Genomic DNA, 18,017 nt, shown 5'->3' with positions numbered 1-18,017 from the left:
GCGGGCAACGCGACGATACCGGGCGGTGCTCCCCGGGCCGGGGCGGGGTCGGAGTGGGAGCGAGTACGGCCCCGGCCGCACGTAAGCGCTTGCGTAAACGTTTACGTCTGCCGTCGGATGCGATACCTTCCCGGCCAGAGGCATCACAGGGACAGTCCGGGAAGGGGAGGCACGCGATGGCGACCATGGCCGATGTGGCCCGGGACGCGGGCGTCTCCGTGGCGACGGTCTCGCACGTCCTCAACGGCACCCGCCCGGTCCTCCCGCACACCCGCCAGGCCGTCCTGGACGCGGTCGAACGGCTCGGCTACACCCCGAACTCCCTCGCCCGCTCCCTGGTGACCGCCCGCACCCGCTCCATCGGCCTCGCGGTGTCGGCGATCAGCAATCCGTACTTCACCGAGATCCTCCAGGGCGTGGAGGCCGCCGCCCTGGAGCACGGGTACGGCCTGCTCATCGCGGACCCGCACGACGACCCCGAGCACGAGCGCAAGGCGGTCCAGCTGCTGCACGAGCGGCGGGTGGACGGCATGATCGTCGCTCCGTCCGCCGAGCCCGAGGCCCTCCTGGCCTACCTGCGCCGCCACTCGGTGCCGACCGTGTTCCTCGATCGGCTGGTCGACGACGCCGGGCCGCTCTTCGACCAGGTGTGCGCCGAGAGCGCCGAACCGACGACCCGGCTGGTCACCCATCTCGCCGAGCTGGGCCACCGGCGGATCGGCCTGGTCGCGGGCCGCCCCGGGCTCAGCACCACCCGCGAGCGGATCACCGGCTACCGGCACGGCCTCGCGCACGCCGGACTCGCCCACGACGAGCGGCTGGTCGTGCACGGCGACTCGGAGTCCGCCGGCGCCGAGCGCGCCACCGACGCGCTGCTCTCCCTCGCCGCTCCGCCCACGGCCCTGGTGACCGCCAACAACGCGATGACCATCGGCGCCCTGCGCAGCCTGCGCGCGCACGGGCTTTCCGTGCCCGACGACATCGCCCTGTGCTGCTTCGACGACTTCGCCTGGGCGGATCTGTTCACGCCCCGGCTCACCGCGATCGCCCAGCCCAGCAGGGAGATCGGCGCCCGCGCCGTACAGGTGCTCCTGGACCGGCTCGCCGAGCCGGACCGGCCCGCCCGGACCGTGCGGCTGGACTGCGCCTTCGTCCACCGCACCTCGTGCGGCTGCCCCGAGCAGCCCCCCGCGAAAGGAACCGTCCCGTGATCGTCGTCGCCGGTGAGGCCCTGATCGACCTCGTGCCGCAGGGCACGGGCGCCCTGGCGAGCCTGCGCCCGGCGCTCGGCGGCGGCCCCTACAACACGGCCGTCGCCCTCGGCCGCCTCGGCTCCCCCACCGCCTTCTGCTCCCGGACCTCCCTCGACGCCTTCGGCGAGGCCCTGCTGGACGGGCTGCGGCAGGCCGGAGTGGACGTCTCGCACGTCCAGCGCGGGCCGGAGCCGACCACGCTGGCGGTCGCCACCATCGACGACGGCGGCTCCGCGGCGTACTCCTTCTACGTCGACGGCACCGCCGACCGCCTGTTCACCGCTCCGGACGCGCTGCCCGAAGGCACGCGCGCGGTGTCCTTCGGGACCTGCTCGCTGGTCCTGGAACCGGGCGCCTCCGCCTACGAGCAGTTGCTGCGGAAGGCAGCGGCGCAGGGCGTCTTCACGGCCCTCGACCCGAACATCCGGCCGGGGCTGATACCCGACCCGGACGCCTACCGGGCCAGGTTCCGCGGCTGGCTGCCGTCGGTGTCGCTGCTGAAGCTCTCCGCGGAGGACGCCGAATGGCTCGGCGGCACCCCGCGCGAGTGGCTGGCCGAGGGCCCTGCGGCCGTGGTGATCACCCACGGGGGTGACGGGCTCACCGTCTTCACCCGTGACGGCTCCGAGTACTCCGTGCCGGGCGAGAAGGTCGAGGTCGTGGACACCATCGGGGCCGGGGACACCGTGAACGCGGCCCTGCTGCACGGGCTGGCCGTACGGGACGCCCTCTCCCCCGAGGCGCTGGCCGGGCTCGGCGCGGAGGACTGGACCGGGCTGCTGCGGTTCGCGGCGCGCGCGGCGGCGATCACCTGCTCCCGCGCGGGGGCGGAACCCCCGTACGCGGCCGAGCTGGCCTGACCCACGGGCTGAACGGCGAAGCGCCCCCGCGGAAGGTCTCCGCGGGGGCGCCTCGGTGTGCTCGGCCGGACGGGGTCAGGACTTGCGGGTCCTGGTCGCCGTCTTCTTCGCCGGGGCCGTCTTCTTGGCGGCTCCGGCGGCCTTCTTGGCAGCCGTGTTGTTGGCGGTCTTGGTCGTCCGCGCGGTGGCCGTCTTCTTGGCGGCCGACTTGGCGGCGACGGTCTTCTTCGCCGCCGCCGTCTTCTTCGCAGCGCCGCGCGGGGCCTTCACCGAGGTCGCGTCGCTGATCCGGTCGCCGAGGATCTCCCGCAGGAACTTGCCGGTGTGGCTGGCCGGGACCGCGGCGACCTCCTCGGGGGTGCCCTCGGCGACGACCAGGCCGCCGCCCGCGCCGCCCTCGGGGCCCATGTCGACGATCCAGTCGGCGGTCTTGATCACGTCGAGGTTGTGTTCGATGACGATGACCGTGTTGCCCTTGTCGACCAGTCCGGCGAGGACCTTCAGCAGCTTGCTGATGTCCTCGAAGTGCAGACCGGTGGTCGGCTCGTCCAGGACGTAGACCGTGCGGCCGGTGGAGCGCTTCTGCAGCTCGCTGGCGAGCTTCACACGCTGGGCCTCACCACCGGACAGGGTCGTCGCGGACTGGCCGAGGCGGACATAGCCGAGACCGACGTCGTTGAGCGTCTTCAGGTGGCGGTTGATCGCCGGGACCGCCTCGAAGAAGTGCATGGCTTCCTCGATCGGCATGTTCAGGACCTCGGCGATGGACTTGCCCTTGTAGTGGACCTCCAGGGTCTCCCGGTTGTACCGGGCGCCGTGGCAGACCTCGCACGGGACGTAGACGTCCGGGAGGAAGTTCATCTCGATCTTGATGGTGCCGTCGCCCGCGCAGTTCTCGCAGCGGCCGCCCTTGACGTTGAAGGAGAACCGGCCCGGCATGTAGCCGCGCACCTTCGCCTCGGTGGTCTCGGCGAACAGCTTGCGGATGTGGTCGAAGACGCCGGTGTAGGTCGCCGGGTTGGAGCGCGGGGTGCGGCCGATGGGCGACTGGTCGACGTGCACGACCTTGTCGACGAGGTCGTCGCCGTCCACGCGCGTGTGCCGTCCCGGCACGCTCCGGGCGCCGTTGAGCTCGCGGGCCAGGTGCGTGTACAGGATGTCGTTGACCAGCGTCGACTTGCCGGAGCCGGAGACACCGGTGACCGCGGTGAACACCCCGAGCGGGAAGGAGACGTCGATGTCCCGCAGGTTGTTCTCGCGGGCGCCGTGCACCGTGAGCTGCCGGGACGGGTCGTGCGGGCGGCGGATGTCCGGCACCGGGATGGACTTCTGGCCCGACAGGTACTGGCCGGTCTGCGACTCGGCGTTCTCCAGCAGCTCCTTCAGGGAGCCGCTGTGCACGACCTTGCCGCCGTGCTCACCCGCGCCGGGGCCGATGTCGACGACCCAGTCGGCGACCTTGATGGTGTCCTCGTCGTGCTCGACGACGATCAGGGTGTTGCCCATGTCGCGCAGCCGGACGAGGGTCTCGATCAGCCGGTGGTTGTCGCGCTGGTGCAGGCCGATGGACGGCTCGTCGAGGACGTAGAGCACGCCGACGAGACCGGAGCCGATCTGGGTGGCCAGGCGGATGCGCTGGGCCTCGCCGCCGGACAGGGTGCCGGCCGCGCGGTTCAGCGAGAGGTAGTCCAGGCCGACGTCGACCAGGAACCGCAGCCGCTCGTTGACCTCCTTCAGCACCCGCTCGGCGATCTTCTTGTCGCGGGCGTTGAGCTTCAGCTCGCCCAGGAAGTCCGCGCAGTCGCTGATGGACATCGCCGAGACCTCGGCGATCGACTTCCCCATGACGGTGACCGCGAGGACGATCGGCTTCAGGCGCGTGCCCTCACAGGTGGGGCAGGGCACCTCGCGCATATAGCCCTCGAAGCGCTCCCGGCTGGCGTCCGACTCGGCCTCGCCGTGCCGCCGCTTGACGAAGGGCACCGCGCCCTCGAACGGCGTGGTGTACACCCGCTCGCGGCCGTACCGGTTGCGGTAGCGGACCTCGATCTGCGTCTTGTGGCCGTACAGCAGGGCCTTCTTGGCGCGCTGCGGCAGCCCCGCGAAGGGGATGTCGGTCCGGAAGCCCAGCGCGTCCGCAAGGGCGTTGATGAGGCGGCCGAAGTAGTCCTTGGTGTGGCCGTGCGACCAGGGGTGGATGGCGCCCTCGTCGAGGCTCTTGTCCTCGTCCGGCACGATCAGCTCGGGGTCGACCTCCATGCGCGTGCCGATGCCGGTGCACTCGGGGCAGGCGCCGAAGGGCGAGTTGAAGGAGAAGGAGCGCGGCTCCAGCTCCTCGAAGGAGAGGTCGTCGTACGGGCAGTACAGGTGCTCCGAGTACATGCGCTCGCGCTCGGGGTCGTCCTCGGGGAGGTCGACGAAGTCCAGCACGACCATGCCGCCGGACAGGCCGAGGGCGGTCTCGACGGAGTCGGTGAGGCGGCGCTTGGCGGAGTCCTTGACCGTGAGGCGGTCGACGACCACCTCGATGGTGTGCTTCTCCTGCTTCTTCAGCGTGGGCGGGTTGGAGAGCTGGACGGTCTCGCCGTCCACCCGCGCGCGGGAGTAGCCCTTGGTCTGCAGATCGGCGAAGAGGTCGACGAACTCGCCCTTGCGCTCGCGGACCAGCGGGGACAGCACCTGGAAGCGGCTGCCCTCCGGCAGCTCCAGCACCTTGTCCACGATGGCCTGCGGCGACTGCCGGGAGATGGGGTGGCCGCACTCGGGACAGTGCGGCTTGCCGATGCGCGCGAAGAGCAGGCGCAGGTAGTCGTAGACCTCGGTGATGGTGCCGACCGTCGAGCGCGGGTTGCGCGAGGTCGACTTCTGGTCGATGGAGACCGCGGGCGACAGTCCCTCGATGAAGTCGACGTCCGGCTTGTCCATCTGCCCGAGGAACTGCCGGGCGTAGGAGGACAGCGACTCGACATAGCGCCGCTGGCCCTCGGCGAAGATGGTGTCGAAGGCCAGCGAGGACTTGCCCGACCCCGACAGGCCCGTGAAGACGATGAGCGAGTCGCGCGGCAGATCGAGCGAGACATTCTTCAGGTTGTGCTCGCGCGCGCCACGGACGATGAGACGGTCGGCCACGCCGGTCCGCACCTTTCTTTGGGAGAAGTGACAGGGGCGGGGCCCCCGTCGTTCTCAGACTAGGGGGAGCCACTGACAACGCCGGTGGGATTCCCGGAGGCGTAACAATCCCCAGCTCTCCAGAATGCCCGACGCCACCTCCGACCATATAGCACGTGCATTCGATTTACGGCACTCCTTCGCCACCTTCACCCGAAGGAGTGGCGGGACTAAGGTCAGCAGCATGATTGATCACGCTCATGACCTGGCGTCTGTACAGGAAGCGACCGAACGGCTGCTCACCGCTGCCGCGAAACTGGACGACAACGCGGTCACCGAGCCGTCCCGGCTGCCCGGCTGGACCCGCGGCCATGTCCTCGCCCACCTCGCCCGCAACGCGGACGCCCTCGTGAACGTGCTCGAAGGGCGCCCCATGTACGTCAGCGGCGAGGCCCGGGACGCCGACATCGAGCGGGACGCGCCCCGCCCCCTCGCCGTCCAGCTCGCGGACGTGCGCGAGAGCGCGGCCCGGTTCGCGCGGGCCGGGCAGGCGCCCGCGGACTGGTCGCGGACGGTGGAGCTGCGGAACGGCGTCACCGACACCGCCTCCCGGGTGCCGTTCCGGCGGTGGGTCGAGGTGGAGCTGCACCACGTGGACCTCGGCATCGGCTACGAGCTGGAGGATCTGTCCGAGGACTTCACCCAGCGCGAGATCAACTTCCTCACGCAGCGGTTCCGGGACCACCCCGACGTACCCGCCGTGATGATCGTGCAGGACAACGGCCGGCGCATCCCCACCGGGCGCAAGGGGGACCCGATCACCGTCAGCGGGCGGCAGGCGGATCTGCTCGGCTGGCTCTGCGGACGCCGTGACGGCGCGGCGCTGACCGCCGTCGGCGGGCCGCTCCCGGCGCTCCCCCCGCTATAGGCTGCGGACATGACGTACAGCGGAGAGGTGACGGTCGGCGGCCCGGCGGACGTGCACGAGCTCAAGGACCTGATGATCACCAAGATCGCGGTCGGCCCGATGGACAACAACTCCTATCTGCTGCGCTGCCGGGCCACGGACGAGCAACTGCTGATCGACGCGGCGAACGACGCACAGGCACTGCTCGGCATGATCGGTGACGACGGCATCAGGTCCGTCGTCACGACCCACCGGCACGGCGACCACTGGCAGGCGCTGGCGGAGGTCGTCGCGGCCACCGGCGCGCGGACCTACGCGGGGCGCGAGGACGCCGAGGGCATCCCGGTGCCCACCGACGTCCTGGTCGACGACGGCGATGTGATCCGCGTGGGGCGCGTGGAGCTGACCGCGCGCCACCTGGTCGGGCACACGCCGGGCTCGATCGCCCTCGTCTACGACGACCCGCACGGGCACCCCCATGTGTTCACCGGGGACTGTCTGTTCCCGGGCGGCGTGGGCAACACCCACAAGGATCCGAAGGCGTTCGCGAGCCTGATCCACGATGTCGAGACGAAGATCTTCGGCGTGCTCCCGGACGAGACCTGGGTGTACCCGGGGCACGGCAAGGACACGACGCTGGGCGCGGAGCGCCCGCATCTTCCGGAGTGGCACACGCGCGGGTGGTGAACTCCGGCGCTCGGGTGGTGAACTCCGGCGCTCGGGAACGGCGAGCAGCCCGCGCGGGGTTGTGGGGATCGGCGTGCACGCGGGGCGCGTGACGCCTCACGCGCGCGGGTGGTGAGTCCCAGGGTGCGCGCGGGGCGTACGACAGGTTCCGCGCGCCCCGTGTGAACGGTTCACACGCACCCGCGCACCGCGCGCGCTCCCGGCGCGTGCCGTGGCGTAGTCAACTGAAAGCATTCCGCGGCAGGATGACGGCTCCTGCGCGGTACGGGCCGCCGGTCACATCCCCGCCCTCGACCGGCGGCCCAGGGCTGTCAGGCCTCGGCCCGCCCCGCCCCCACCAGGGCAGCCACCCGCTCCACCCCGAACACATAGCCCTGCACCCCGCAGCCGGCGATGACCCCGTCGGCGCGCAGCGAGACGTAGGAGTGGTGCCGGAAGGACTCACGGCGATGGATGTTGGAGATGTGGACCTCCACCACTGGCAGGCCGTCGCAGGTGTTGAGCGCGTCCAGGATCGCGACGGAGGTGTGCGAGTAGGCGCCCGGGTTGATCACGATGCCGCAGTGGTCGGTACGCGCCTCGTGGATCCAGTCGACCAGCTGCCCCTCGTGGTTGGACTGGCGCAGGTCCACCGTCCCGCCGTGCGCTGCCGCCGCCTTCGCACACATCGCCTCGACATCGGCGAGCGTCTCGGAGCCGTAGATCTCGGGCTGCCGCTGCCCGAGCAGGTTCAGATTGGGGCCGTTGAGGATCATGATCGGGGCGTTGGCCAGGGTGCGGGGCACGGTTCCTCCGGTCCGTCAGACGTGGGCGGCCCCGTTCGAAGGGCCGCTGCTGGGACCCGGTTTATCACGGTGCGAGCGGACGGTGACGGCCCGTACGCTGCGATGGCATGACGATGATCTCGTATCCGCCCAAGCCTTCCCCCGGCGATCGCATAGCCGTCATCTCGGCCGGTGCCGGTCTGCCCGGACTCTTCCCGCTCCCCTACGAACTAGGGCTGGAGCGGCTGCGCAAGGAGTACGACCTCGAACCCGTCGAGTACCCGACGACCCGCACGATGGGCGCCACGCCCCAGGCACGGGCCGCCGACGTCAACGCCGCCTTCGCCGACCCGGGCATCAAGGCGGTGATCGCCTCCATCGGCGGCGACGACCAGATCACCGTGCTGCCTTACCTGGACCGGGAGTTGATCCGCGCCAATCCCAAGCCCTTCATCGGGATGAGCGACAACACCAATCTGCTCGCCTATCTGTGGAACACCGGCATCGTCAGCTACCACGGCGCGTCCGTGATGTGCGAACTGGGCCGACCCGGCGCCATGAACCCGCGGACGGCGGACTCGCTGCGCGCGGCCCTGTTCACCTCGGGCGCCTATGAACTCTCGCCCGCCGAGAGCTGGAACGACATCAACCGCGACTGGGCCGACCCCGCCACCTTCGAGTCGGAGCCGTCGATGCGTCCGGCCGCCGACTGGACCTGGGTGAACGCCGACCGCGTGGTGGAGGGCCGCAGCTGGGGCGGCTGTCTGGAGATCCTGGGCTGGCTGCTGATGGCCGACCGCGAGATCTCCCACGACCTGAGCGTCTACGACGGCGGCGTGTTGTTCCTGGAGACCTCCGAGGAGATGCCGAGCGGCGCCGAGGTCTTCCGCACCCTGCGCAACATGGGCGAGCGCGGACTGCTCCAGCGCTTCTCCGCGCTGCTGATGGGCCGCGCGAGGACCTGGTCCTTCGACCGCCCCAACAGCCCCGAGGAGGCGGCGCGTTACGCCGAGGAGCAGCGCGAGGCGGTACTGCGCGCCATGCGGACGTACGCGCCCGACGCCACCGTGGTCTTCGATGTGGACCTCGGCCACACCGATCCCCAGCTGGTGATCCCCTACGGCGGTCTGGTCCGCGTCGACGGCCCGGCCCGGCGCATCACCGTCACGTACTGAGCATCCGGGCCGCGCCCCCGTAACCCTCGGTCACCGCGGGTGGTTGACGCGGCATGCACGACGTACGCACCACAAAGGCGCCTTCCATGCTCCGGCTCGCGGCTGCCTCGCTCGCCGGGACGGCCATCGAGTTCTACGACTTCTTCGTCTACGGGACCGCGGCGGCGCTGGTCCTGGGGCCGCTGTTCTTCCCCACGTTCTCGCCGGTCGCGGGGACGCTCGCCGCGTTCGGGACGTTCGGGGTCGGGTTCGTGGCCCGGCCGCTCGGCTCCGTGCTGTTCGGGCACATCGGCGACCGGCACGGGCGGCGGCCGGTTCTGGTCGCCTCGCTGCTGCTGACCGGGGCCTCCACGGTGGCGGTCGGCTGTGTGCCGACGTACGACACGATCGGCGTGGCGGCCCCGGTGCTGCTGCTCGTGCTGCGCTTCCTGCAGGGGCTCGGGCTCGGCGGGGAGTGGGGCGGGGCGGTGCTGCTCACGGCGGAGCACGCGCCCGCCGAGCGGCGCGGGCTGTGGTCGAGCTTTCCGCAGGTCGGACCGGCGGTCGGCTTCCTGCTGGCGAACGGGGTGACGCTGGCGCTGGCCGCCTCGCTGTCGCAGGCGCAGTTCGCCGCGTGGGGGTGGCGGGTGCCGTTCTGGGCGGCGGGCGTGCTCGCGGTGGCCGGGCTGTGGCTGCGGTCCTCGCTCGCCGAGAGCCCGCAGTTCCTGCGGATCGACGAGCCCGCGCGCGTGCCGCTCGCCGAGGTGGTGCGCGACCACTGGAGGCTGGTCCTGCTGACGGCCGGGGCCCTGGCCATCGGGTACGCGATCTTCTACGCGGTGACCACCTGGTCCCTGGCCTATGGGACCGAACGGCTCGGGGTGAGCCGTACGGTCATGCTGGTCTGCATCATGGGCGCGGTGCTGGTGAAGGGGGCGCTGACCCCGGTGTTCGCGTTGCTCGGGGACCGGTACGGGCGGCGTCCGCTGTGCCTGGCCGGGTGCGCGGCGGCAGCGGTGTGGATGCTTCCGCTGGTCGCGCTGCTGGCGACCGGGGAGCCGGTGCTGATGTTCCTCGGGTTCCTGGGGGCGATGCTGGCGTTCATCACGATGTTCGCGGTGATCGCCGCCTATCTGCCGGAGTTGTACGAGCCCCGGGTGCGCTGCACCGGGGCGGCGGTCGGCTACAACCTCGGCGGGGTGCTGGGCGGGGCGCTCACGCCGATCGCGGCGACCGCGCTCGCCGAGCAGGGCGGTCGGGTGCCGTGGGGCGTGGGGGCGTATCTGACCGGGATCGCGCTGCTCAGCCTGGGCTGCTTCGCGCTGCTGCCGGAGACCCGCCCGGCGTCGGTCCCCGCGCGGGAGCCGGTCATGGATTGATCGCCAGCTCCAGGTAGGCGGCGAAGATCACCAGGTGCACTCCTCCCTGGAGGGGTGTGGCCCGCCCCGGCACCACGGTCAGGGAGGCCACCACGACGGTCAGGACGAGCAGCAGCATGTGGGTGGGGCCGAGGCCGAGGATCAGTGGTCCGGAGAGCCAGATCGTGGCCAGGGCGACTGCGGGGATGGTCAGTCCGATGCTGGCCATGGCGGAGCCGAGGGCGAGGTTGAGGCTGGTCTGCACGCGGTCGCGGCGGGCGGCGCGCAGTGCGGCGATCGTCTCGGGCAGCAGGACCAGCAGGGCGATGATGACGCCGACGACGGCGTGTCCGAGGCCGGCCGACTCCACGCCGGACTCGATGGTGGGCGACACCGCCTTGGCGAGGCCGACCACCCCGATCAGGGCCAGGCCCAGCAGGCCCAGGCTGATCAGCGCGGTGCGCGCGGAGGGTGCCTCGGCGTGGGTGTCGGCGGTGATGATCTCGCCGTGCCTGGTGATCGGCAGGAAGTAGTCGCGGTGCCGGACGGTCTGGGTCGCGACGAACAGGCCGTACAGGATCAGCGAGGAGAGCGCGGCGAAGGTCAGCTGGACGCTGGAGAACTCCGGGCCGGGCTTGCTGGTGGTGAACGTCGGCAGGACCAGGCTGAGCGTGGCCAGGGTGGCGACGGTCGCGAGGGCGGCGCCGGTGCCCTCCGGGTTGAAGACCGCGATGCCGTGGCGCAGGGAGGCGACCAGGAGGCACAGGCCGACGATGCCGTTGCAGGTGATCATCACGGCCGCGAAGACGGTGTCCCGGGCCAGGGTCGCGCCCTTGGCACCGCCGTCCACCATCAGGGTGACGATCAGGGCGACCTCGATGACCGTCACGGCGACCGCGAGGACCAGGGAGCCGAAGGGCTCCCCGACCCGGTGGGCGACGACCTCCGCGTGGTGGACGGCGGCCAGGACGGCCCCGGCGAGCACCACCGTCACCGCGCCGACGACCACGCCGGGCAGGTCCCGGCCCCAGGTGAACACCAGCAGGACGACCGCGAGCACCGGCACGATCGACGTCCACGGGAGGGTGAGCGCCCTGAGCCGAGTGATCATGCAGTGATCGTCGCAAAGGGTGACGGGCCCCGCACGTCGGCCGTACGGGGCCCGTCACCCGGGTGCCGGACCGTCACAGGTCGCTGGAGTCCAGCAGATCGCAGTTGACGTAGCGGGGCTCGCGCGTGCACAGCGCGCCCATCCGCTCGGCCATCTTGCTGGTGTCGGGGTCCTCGCTGTTGCGCATGGCCTCCTCGTAGGAGTCGAACTCGATGAGGGCGAGGTAGCGCCCCGGGGTGTCGCGGTCCTTGAGGAGGATGCGGTGGGTGGGGCCGCCCTCCTTGGTGGCCATGCCCTGCCGCACTTCCTGAACCAACTGCTCCATTTCGTCGAGCCGCTCGGTCTCGAAGTCGATGATCTGCACGAACTTCACGGACAACCTCCGCCGGCCACGGCGCCCCCGGGCCGGGGAACGCGCTCAGAACAAAGCAATCACCGGGAGCGGTGCGCGGCAATCGCCAGGCACCTCTCCCGGTGACGGTTCTTTCTACGTCCGACGTGGTCAGGCGCCGATGCTGTCCTTCGGAGCGCCCTCGCCCGCCGAGTGCGCCGTCTCCGCCTCCGCCTGCTTCCGCGAGGCCCTGAGGCTGGTGATCGTGGTGACGATCAGGACCGAGCAGATCACGCCGAGGGAGACCGGAATGCTGATCTCCAGGACGTGCACCCCGGACTCGTGCAGGGCGTGCAGCACCAGCTTCACGCCGATGAAGCCGAGGATGACCGACAGGCCGTAGCTGAGGTGGACCAGCTTCCTGAGCAGGCCGCCGATGAGGAAGTACAGCTGCCGCAGACCCATCAGGGCGAACGCGTTGGCCGTGAACACGATGTACGGGTCCTGGGTCAGGCCGAAGATCGCGGGGATGGAGTCCAGGGCGAACAGGACGTCCGTGGTGCCGATCGCGAGCATCACGACGAGCATCGGGGTCATGACCCGCTTGCCGTTCTGCTGGATCCACAGCTTGGTGCCGTGGTAGCGGTCGGCGACGCCGAAGCGGCGCTCGGCGGCCTTGAGGAGTTTGTTCTCCTCGAACTCCTCTTCCTCGTCGTCCGCCCGGGCCTCCTGGATGAGCTTCCAGGCGGTCCAGATCAGGAAGGCGCCGAAGAGGTAGAACACCCAGGCGAAGCTGGCGAGGATCGCGGCACCGGCGGCGATGAAGATCGCGCGCAGGACCAGGGCTATGAGCACACCGACGAGCAGCACGCGCTGCTGGTACTGCGAGGGCACGGCGAACTTCGCCATGATCAGCACGAAGACGAAGAGGTTGTCGACGCTCAGCGACTTCTCGGTGATGAAGCCGGCGAAGAACTCACCGGCGGGCTGTCCGCCCCCGAAGACCAGCAGGCCCAGGCCGAAGAGCCCGGCCAGGGCGATCCAGACCACGGTCCAGATGCCGGCTTCCTTGATGGACACGTCGTGCGGTTTGCGGCCGATGAAGAAATCGACCGCGATCAGGGCGGCGAGGCCCACGATCGTGAGGACCCACAGGGTCACGGAAACATCCACTGCGCCTCCGGCAGTACGTCACGGCAATGAGTCAGCGTTGTCGTCGCTGCCGGAGGTCTCTTCCACCCGCGGTCGGGCCGGCGCCCCGGGATCCGACCGGATCCGTATTGACGGGTACGCCGCAGCAGTCAGGGAGTACTCCCCTCCGTACGGACGAGAGTACCCCCATCACCAAGGAAAGGTAAAGGGGTAAGTAAAATAGAGACCAAAAACCCAGGTCAGAGCCGCTTTACGATTGCTTTGTAAAGGCCGTGTGAGGTCACCGGTTCCAAGCGCGGCGCGCCTCGGCGACCCGGGTCAGCACCTGCTGGAGCACCTGGCTGCCGGGCGGCACGAGCGGGGGCTCGTAGGTCCAGGCGTGGCCCACCCAGGGGTCGGCGAGGTGGTCCTCCGGCACCGGGGTGAGCCGCAGCAGCGAACGCCACAGCGGGTCCAGCAGGGGCCCGTAGGCGGAGGCCTCCTCGCGGTCGGCGACCATCATCAGATGGACCCCGACGGACGGACCCTCGTCGGCGAGGTAGCGCAGCTGGTTCACGGCCCGGTCGTCGAAGCCGTGCGGGAAGTCGTTGACGATCAGCAGCTGCTCCGAGGTGTCGAAGCCGGGGGGCAGCGACTCCGGGGCGCCGCCGCGCACCGCCATCTGCACCAGGTCCACGCGCTGGGTCAGCCTGCCGAGCACATCGGTCACCCCCGCCGCGCCGGTAGCGGGCGGGGACGCCAGCACCCCGGTCTGCACCAGCGGGGCGAGCGCCTGGGCGCCGGAACCGGCCGGGTCGATGACATGGACGGTGAAGTCCCCGGCCGGGTACACGGCGAGCAGCCGGGCCGCGTGCGCCACGGCCGCGTCCAGGGCGAGCCTGCGCAGTTCGTGCGAGTCGTGGAAGGCGCCGTCCAGCGAAGGGGACTGGCCGCTGTCGATCCACAGGCCCCGCTCCAGCGGCAGCCGGACCAGCATCGGGATGCTCAGCTCCTCGGCCTCGGGCAGGCGCAGATCGCCCAGCCGCAGCGCCATGGGCGTCTCCATCGGCACCCGGTAGGCATGCCAGACGGGGTTGTCCCAGCGCGCGTACGCCGGGGGCAGGGCGGGCTCGACGACGTCCGACTCCGCCTTGAGCTGGGCGACGTCCCGGTCGAGGGAGGCCCGGGCCTGGTCCACGAGCTGGGCCCGCTTGGCCTGGGCCGCCTCGCGGGCGGCGTCGCCCTGGCCGCCGATCCGGCTGCGCGGGTCGGACAGGACGTGGTCCAGCTCCTTCTCCATGCGCGAATCGGCGAAGTCGACGGCGCTGCGGTAGGCCGCCGCAGTCCGGGCCAGGTCCTCGAACATGCCCCAGACCTGGTTGTAGAGCCGCTCCTCCATGGACCAGCCGGTCGCGTCACCGGCGACGGGCTGCCCCGGCTGACCGGGCTGCGCCGGGGGCGCGGGCGGGGCGGGGGGCGGCGGGGCGGTCTGGCGGCTCGGGTGGCTGTAGTTGACCCCTCCGCCGGTGGCGGACGGGTCGCCCTGTGCCGGGGGCGTGTTCTGCGGCGGCTGTCCCCCGTACGGCGCGGCGGGCGGCGCGGGCGGTACGGGACCCGGGGCGCCCTGGGTGCCGTAGGGCGAGGTGGGTGCGGTGCCGCTCTGGTCGGGGGCGACCGCGGGCGCGGTCTGCGGCCGGTGCCGGTCACTGGTGTCGGCGGTGCGGCTCGGCGGGGCCGGGACGGAACGGGCCAGGCCCTGGGCCACCGCCTCGTTGATGCGGCCTGCCAGCGGTCCGGCCTCGGGCAGGTTCTGGTCGGCGAGGAGCGCGGCCAGGCCGCCCGCGTAACCCTGGCCGATGGCGCGCACCTTCCAGGCGCCCTGGCGGCGGTAGAGCTCCAGGGCGATGACGGCGGACTCAGCGTCCAGACCGGTGATGGTGTAGCTGGCCACCTCGGTGCCGTCCAGGCCGGTGACCGCGACGAAGGGGGCGGCGAGCGCGCCGAAGCGGACCGGTCCCCCGACGCCGGTGGGCAGGGCGAGCAGCACGCTGACCCGGTGCACGGCTTCCGGCACGGCGTCCAGGTCCACCGCGAGTCGGTGGTCCGCGGCGGCCTGCCGGGAGACCTCCAGGCCCGGCAGGGTGGGCGAGCCCGGATGGGCCACCCACTCCGTGCCGTGGATCCGGCCGTTCTCGTCGCCGAGCGTGGCTCCCGCCACGATCGGCGCGCCGGCCGAAACCCGGATCTCCAGACGGACCTGGGTAAGCGGGTGGTTCTGCCCCCGCACCAGCTCGGCCGTCATCGCCTTCGTCCCCCTGTGTCGCTGTGTCCGGTGTCGTGAGGTACGCGTGCTCGCGCGCCGCTGTGGTCTGTCACCCGGATCGGCCCGGTGCCGCGGGGCGGCCGCGGCACCGGGCCGATCCGGACGTAATACCCCTGGGGCGTGTCCGCCAGGCCGACACGCCCTGGGACCTACAGGTGCGGCAGGATCGCGGGCATCAGGTCCTGGAAGGTGCGGCCGTTGGCGGGCGTGCCGAGGGCCGTCATCGTCCAGCCGGTGCCGTTGCGGTGCACCTTGGCCATGATCTGGGCCGTGTAGGCGCCACCGCCCGCGAGCGTGTAGCGGGCCAGCTCCTGGCCGTTGGTCTCGTCGACCAGGCGGCAGAAGGCGTTCTGCACCTCCTGGAAGGTCTGGCCCGTGAAGGAGTTCACGGTGAAGACGATCTGGTCGATGTGGACCGGGACCCGCTGCAGGTCGACGAGGATGGCCTCGTCGTCGCCGCCCTGGCCGACACCGCCGACCAGGTTGTCACCGGTGTGCCGGACCGAGCCGTCGTCACTCACCAGGTGGCGGAAGAAGACCACGTCGACCGGCTGCTTGTCGGCGAACAGGACCGCGGAGGCGTCCAGGTCGATCTCCCGGGTGCGCGAGCCGAACAGGCCACGCCGCGGGGCCGCCTGCCAGCCGAGACCCATGCGCACCGCGGTCAGGCTGCCGCCGTCGCTCTTCTGCAGACTGATGGCCTGACCCTTGGTCATGTTGACGGTCACGCGCTGTTTCCCCTCTCGAACGTCCCCTGTTGGCCGCGGAGCCCGCGGATGACCTGAACCCTACGCAGGGGCACTGACAGTGCCGTACCCAGGGCCGCACTTTGTGTCGGTCTTGCAACACTGCGCGTCCCCGGGTGTACCGCCCGCCCCGTCAGGCCAGGCCCGCCTCCTTCATCTGGCGCAGTTCCTTCTTCATCTCGGCGACCTCGTCGCGCAGCCGGGCCGCGATCTCGAACTGCAGATCCGCCGCGGCGGCACGCATCCGCTCGGTCATCTCCTCGATCTGCTCGGCGAGTTCGGCGGCCGGGCGGTCGGTGGGCACCGTCTCCTTGGCCTTGCCCTTGGCCTTCGCCTTGGTGCCGAGCGAGGGCACCGGGGCCTTGGCGCCCTTGCCGTCCTTGGTCTTGCGGTAGCCAGTGCCGAGCAGCTGCTCGGTGTCGACGTCCTCGCGGGCGATCTGCGCGACGATGTCGTTGATCTTCTTGCGCAGCGGCTGCGGGTCGATGCCGTTGGCCTTGTTGTAGGCGACCTGCTTCTCCCGGCGGCGGTTGGTCTCCTCGATGGCCTTCTCCATCGCCGGGGTGATCTTGTCGGCGTACATGTGGACCTGGCCGGAGACATTGCGCGCGGCGCGGCCGATGGTCTGAATGAGGGAGGTCCCCGAGCGCAGGAAGCCCTCCTTGTCGGCGTCGAGGATGGCCACCAGGGACACCTCGGGCAGGTCCAGGCCCTCGCGCAGCAGGTTGATGCCGACCAGGACGTCGTACTCACCGGCGCGCAGTTCGCGCAGCAGCTCCACACGGCGCAGGGTGTCGACGTCGCTGTGCAGGTAGCGGACCTGGATGCCCAGTTCCAGGAAGTAGTCGGTGAGGTCCTCGGCCATCTTCTTGGTGAGGGTGGTGACCAGGACCCGCTCGTCCTTCTCGGTGCGCTTGCGGATCTCGTGCACCAGGTCGTCGATCTGCCCCTCGGTCGGCTTGACCACGACCTCGGGGTCGACCAGGCCGGTGGGGCGGATGATCTGCTCGACCGCGCCGTCGGAGCGGGAGAGTTCGTACTGGCCCGGGGTGGCCGACAGATAGACGGTCTGGCCGATGCGCTCCTGGAACTCCTCCCACTTCAGCGGGCGGTTGTCCAGCGCCGAGGGCAGCCGGAAGCCGTGCTCGACCAGGGTGCGCTTGCGGGAGGCGTCGCCCTCGTACATGGCGCCGATCTGCGGCACGGTCACATGCGACTCGTCGATGACGAGCAGGAAGTCGTCCGGGAAGTAGTCCAGCAGCGTGTTCGGCGGGGAGCCGGGCTCACGGCCGTCGAAGTGCATCGAGTAGTTCTCCACGCCGGAACAGGTGCCGATCTGGCGGAGCATCTCGATGTCGTAGGTGGTGCGCATGCGCAGCCGCTGGGCCTCCAGCAGCTTGCCCTGCTTCTCCAGTTCGGCCAGGCGCTCGGCCAGCTCCTTCTCGATGTCGTTGACGGCCCGCTCCATGCGCTCGGGGCCGGCGACGTAGTGGGAGGCCGGGAAGACGTAGAGCTGTTCGTCGTCGCTGATGATCTCGCCGGTGATCGGGTGCAGCGTGGACAGCGCCTCGATCTCGTCGCCGAACATCTCGATGCGGACGGCCAGCTCCTCGTAGACCGGGAAGATCTCGATGGTGTCGCCGCGCACCCGGAAGGTGCCGCGGGTGAAGGCGGCGTCGTTGCGCGTGTACTGGATGTCCACGAAGCGGCGCAGCAGCTGGTCGCGGTCGATCTCCTCGCCGACCCTGAGCGGGACCATCCGGTCCACGTACTCCTGGGGGGTGCCGAGGCCGTAGATGCAGGAGACGGAGGCGACCACGACGACGTCGCGGCGGGTGAGCAGCGAGTTGGTGGCGGAGTGGCGCAGCCGCTCGACCTCCTCGTTGATGGAGGAGTCCTTCTCGATGTAGGTGTCCGACTGCGGGACGTACGCCTCGGGCTGGTAGTAGTCGTAGTACGAGACGAAGTATTCGACGGCGTTGTTCGGCAGCAGCTCGCGGAACTCGTTCGCCAGCTGGGCGGCCAGGGTCTTGTTCGGCGCCATGACCAGGGTGGGGCGCTGGAGCTGCTCGATCATCCACGCGGTGGTGGCGGACTTTCCGGTGCCGGTCGCGCCGAGCAGGACGACGTCCTTCTCACCCGCCTTGATGCGCCGGGCGAGGTCGGCGATGGCCTGCGGCTGGTCGCCGCTGGGCTGGTAGGGACTGACGACCTCGAAGGGCGCCACCGTGCGTTCGATGCTGGAAACGGGCCGCATGGATCCACCGTACGGCCACCCACTGAC

Annotated in this window: 14 protein-coding genes; 6 read left to right on the top strand and 8 right to left on the bottom strand. The window is 70.7% G+C overall.

What is annotated here, in order from left to right; all coding sequences use genetic code 11:
* The first annotated feature begins 176 nt into the window (after positions 1-176).
* Together ACZ7L7_RS12260 and ACZ7L7_RS12255 are read left to right on the top strand one after the other, a co-directional pair.
* Entirely contained in the window at positions 177-1,211 is a 1,035-nt protein-coding gene (locus ACZ7L7_RS12260; protein WP_285513275.1) for a LacI family DNA-binding transcriptional regulator, read from the top strand.
* Positions 1,208-2,113, top strand: coding sequence for a carbohydrate kinase family protein (locus ACZ7L7_RS12255; protein ID WP_471428306.1), 906 nt, complete (start codon positions 1,208-1,210; stop codon positions 2,111-2,113). Before ACZ7L7_RS12260 ends, ACZ7L7_RS12255 begins: the two co-directional genes overlap by 4 nt.
* 75 nt (positions 2,114-2,188) lie before the next feature.
* On the opposite strand, the gene uvrA is transcribed toward ACZ7L7_RS12255, so the two are convergent.
* The gene (uvrA, locus tag ACZ7L7_RS12250) at positions 2,189-5,242 is read right to left on the bottom strand and encodes an excinuclease ABC subunit UvrA (RefSeq protein ID WP_472075746.1); all 3,054 of its coding nucleotides are present in this window, start codon (positions 5,240-5,242) and stop codon (positions 2,189-2,191) included.
* Positions 5,243-5,465: 223 nt separating this feature from the next.
* On the opposite strand from uvrA, the gene ACZ7L7_RS12245 reads away from it, so the two are divergent.
* Positions 5,466-6,149: a maleylpyruvate isomerase family mycothiol-dependent enzyme gene (locus ACZ7L7_RS12245; RefSeq protein ID WP_285513272.1), complete on the top strand. Its 684-nt coding sequence runs from the start codon at positions 5,466-5,468 to the stop codon at positions 6,147-6,149.
* A 9-nt stretch (positions 6,150-6,158) separates the two neighbouring features.
* Positions 6,159-6,815, top strand: a complete 657-nt coding sequence (locus ACZ7L7_RS12240) for an MBL fold metallo-hydrolase (protein WP_453605937.1) — start codon at positions 6,159-6,161, stop codon at positions 6,813-6,815.
* 311 nt (positions 6,816-7,126) lie between these two features.
* Here ACZ7L7_RS12240 and aroQ read toward each other — a convergent pair whose 3' ends face one another.
* Complete coding sequence (gene aroQ / locus ACZ7L7_RS12235; RefSeq protein WP_285513270.1) at positions 7,127-7,600, bottom strand: type II 3-dehydroquinate dehydratase; 474 nt, start codon at positions 7,598-7,600, stop codon at positions 7,127-7,129.
* A gap of 107 nt (positions 7,601-7,707) precedes the next feature.
* Between aroQ and ACZ7L7_RS12230 the strand changes: the two genes are divergently transcribed.
* Together ACZ7L7_RS12230 and ACZ7L7_RS12225 are read left to right on the top strand one after the other, a co-directional pair.
* Positions 7,708-8,754, top strand: coding sequence for a S66 family peptidase (locus tag ACZ7L7_RS12230; RefSeq protein ID WP_472075744.1), 1,047 nt, complete (start codon positions 7,708-7,710; stop codon positions 8,752-8,754).
* Positions 8,755-8,840: 86 nt separating this feature from the next.
* Complete coding sequence (locus tag ACZ7L7_RS12225) at positions 8,841-10,112, top strand: MFS transporter (RefSeq protein WP_285513268.1); 1,272 nt, start codon at positions 8,841-8,843, stop codon at positions 10,110-10,112.
* Here ACZ7L7_RS12225 and ACZ7L7_RS12220 read toward each other — a convergent pair.
* From ACZ7L7_RS12220 to uvrB, 6 genes are all read right to left on the bottom strand, one after another.
* Positions 10,102-11,202, bottom strand: a complete 1,101-nt coding sequence (locus ACZ7L7_RS12220; protein WP_472075742.1) for a calcium:cation antiporter — start codon at positions 11,200-11,202, stop codon at positions 10,102-10,104. The two genes, ACZ7L7_RS12225 and ACZ7L7_RS12220, sit on opposite strands and share 11 nt — an antisense overlap.
* Before the next feature lie 73 nt (positions 11,203-11,275).
* Positions 11,276-11,575, bottom strand: coding sequence for a hypothetical protein (locus ACZ7L7_RS12215; protein ID WP_285513266.1), 300 nt, complete (start codon positions 11,573-11,575; stop codon positions 11,276-11,278).
* 129 nt (positions 11,576-11,704) lie between these two features.
* Positions 11,705-12,706 carry a TerC/Alx family metal homeostasis membrane protein gene (locus tag ACZ7L7_RS12210; protein WP_472075740.1) on the bottom strand — a complete coding sequence of 334 codons (1,002 nt, stop codon included), beginning with the start codon at positions 12,704-12,706 and terminating at the stop codon, positions 11,705-11,707.
* 259 nt (positions 12,707-12,965) lie between these two features.
* The gene (locus ACZ7L7_RS12205; RefSeq protein ID WP_472075738.1) at positions 12,966-14,966 is read right to left on the bottom strand and encodes a TerD family protein; all 2,001 of its coding nucleotides are present in this window, start codon (positions 14,964-14,966) and stop codon (positions 12,966-12,968) included.
* A gap of 170 nt (positions 14,967-15,136) precedes the next feature.
* Positions 15,137-15,715, bottom strand: a complete 579-nt coding sequence (locus ACZ7L7_RS12200) for a TerD family protein (RefSeq protein WP_285513263.1) — start codon at positions 15,713-15,715, stop codon at positions 15,137-15,139.
* Positions 15,716-15,866: 151 nt separating this feature from the next.
* A complete protein-coding gene (gene uvrB / locus ACZ7L7_RS12195) occupies positions 15,867-17,990 on the bottom strand; it encodes an excinuclease ABC subunit UvrB (protein WP_285513262.1) in 2,124 nt (707 codons plus the stop codon).
* Positions 17,991-18,017: the final 27 nt, after the last annotated feature.

This window comes from Streptomyces sp. NPDC110618 (assembly GCF_055657065.1).
Note: the sequence above shows the minus strand (reverse complement) of the source record. Positions and strands in the feature narration are given on the sequence as shown.

Coding starts and splice junctions, on each gene's coding strand:
- ACZ7L7_RS12260 (WP_285513275.1), top strand. CDS start 177: ATGGCGACCATGGCCGATGTGGCCCGGGACGCGGGCGTCTCCGTGGCG.
- ACZ7L7_RS12245 (WP_285513272.1), top strand. CDS start 5,466: ATGATTGATCACGCTCATGACCTGGCGTCTGTACAGGAAGCGACCGAA.
- ACZ7L7_RS12240 (WP_453605937.1), top strand. CDS start 6,159: ATGACGTACAGCGGAGAGGTGACGGTCGGCGGCCCGGCGGACGTGCAC.
- ACZ7L7_RS12230 (WP_472075744.1), top strand. CDS start 7,708: ATGACGATGATCTCGTATCCGCCCAAGCCTTCCCCCGGCGATCGCATA.
- ACZ7L7_RS12225 (WP_285513268.1), top strand. CDS start 8,841: ATGCTCCGGCTCGCGGCTGCCTCGCTCGCCGGGACGGCCATCGAGTTC.
- ACZ7L7_RS12220 (WP_472075742.1), bottom strand. CDS start 11,202: ATGATCACTCGGCTCAGGGCGCTCACCCTCCCGTGGACGTCGATCGTG.
- ACZ7L7_RS12205 (WP_472075738.1), bottom strand. CDS start 14,966: ATGACGGCCGAGCTGGTGCGGGGGCAGAACCACCCGCTTACCCAGGTC.
- uvrB (WP_285513262.1), bottom strand. CDS start 17,990: ATGCGGCCCGTTTCCAGCATCGAACGCACGGTGGCGCCCTTCGAGGTC.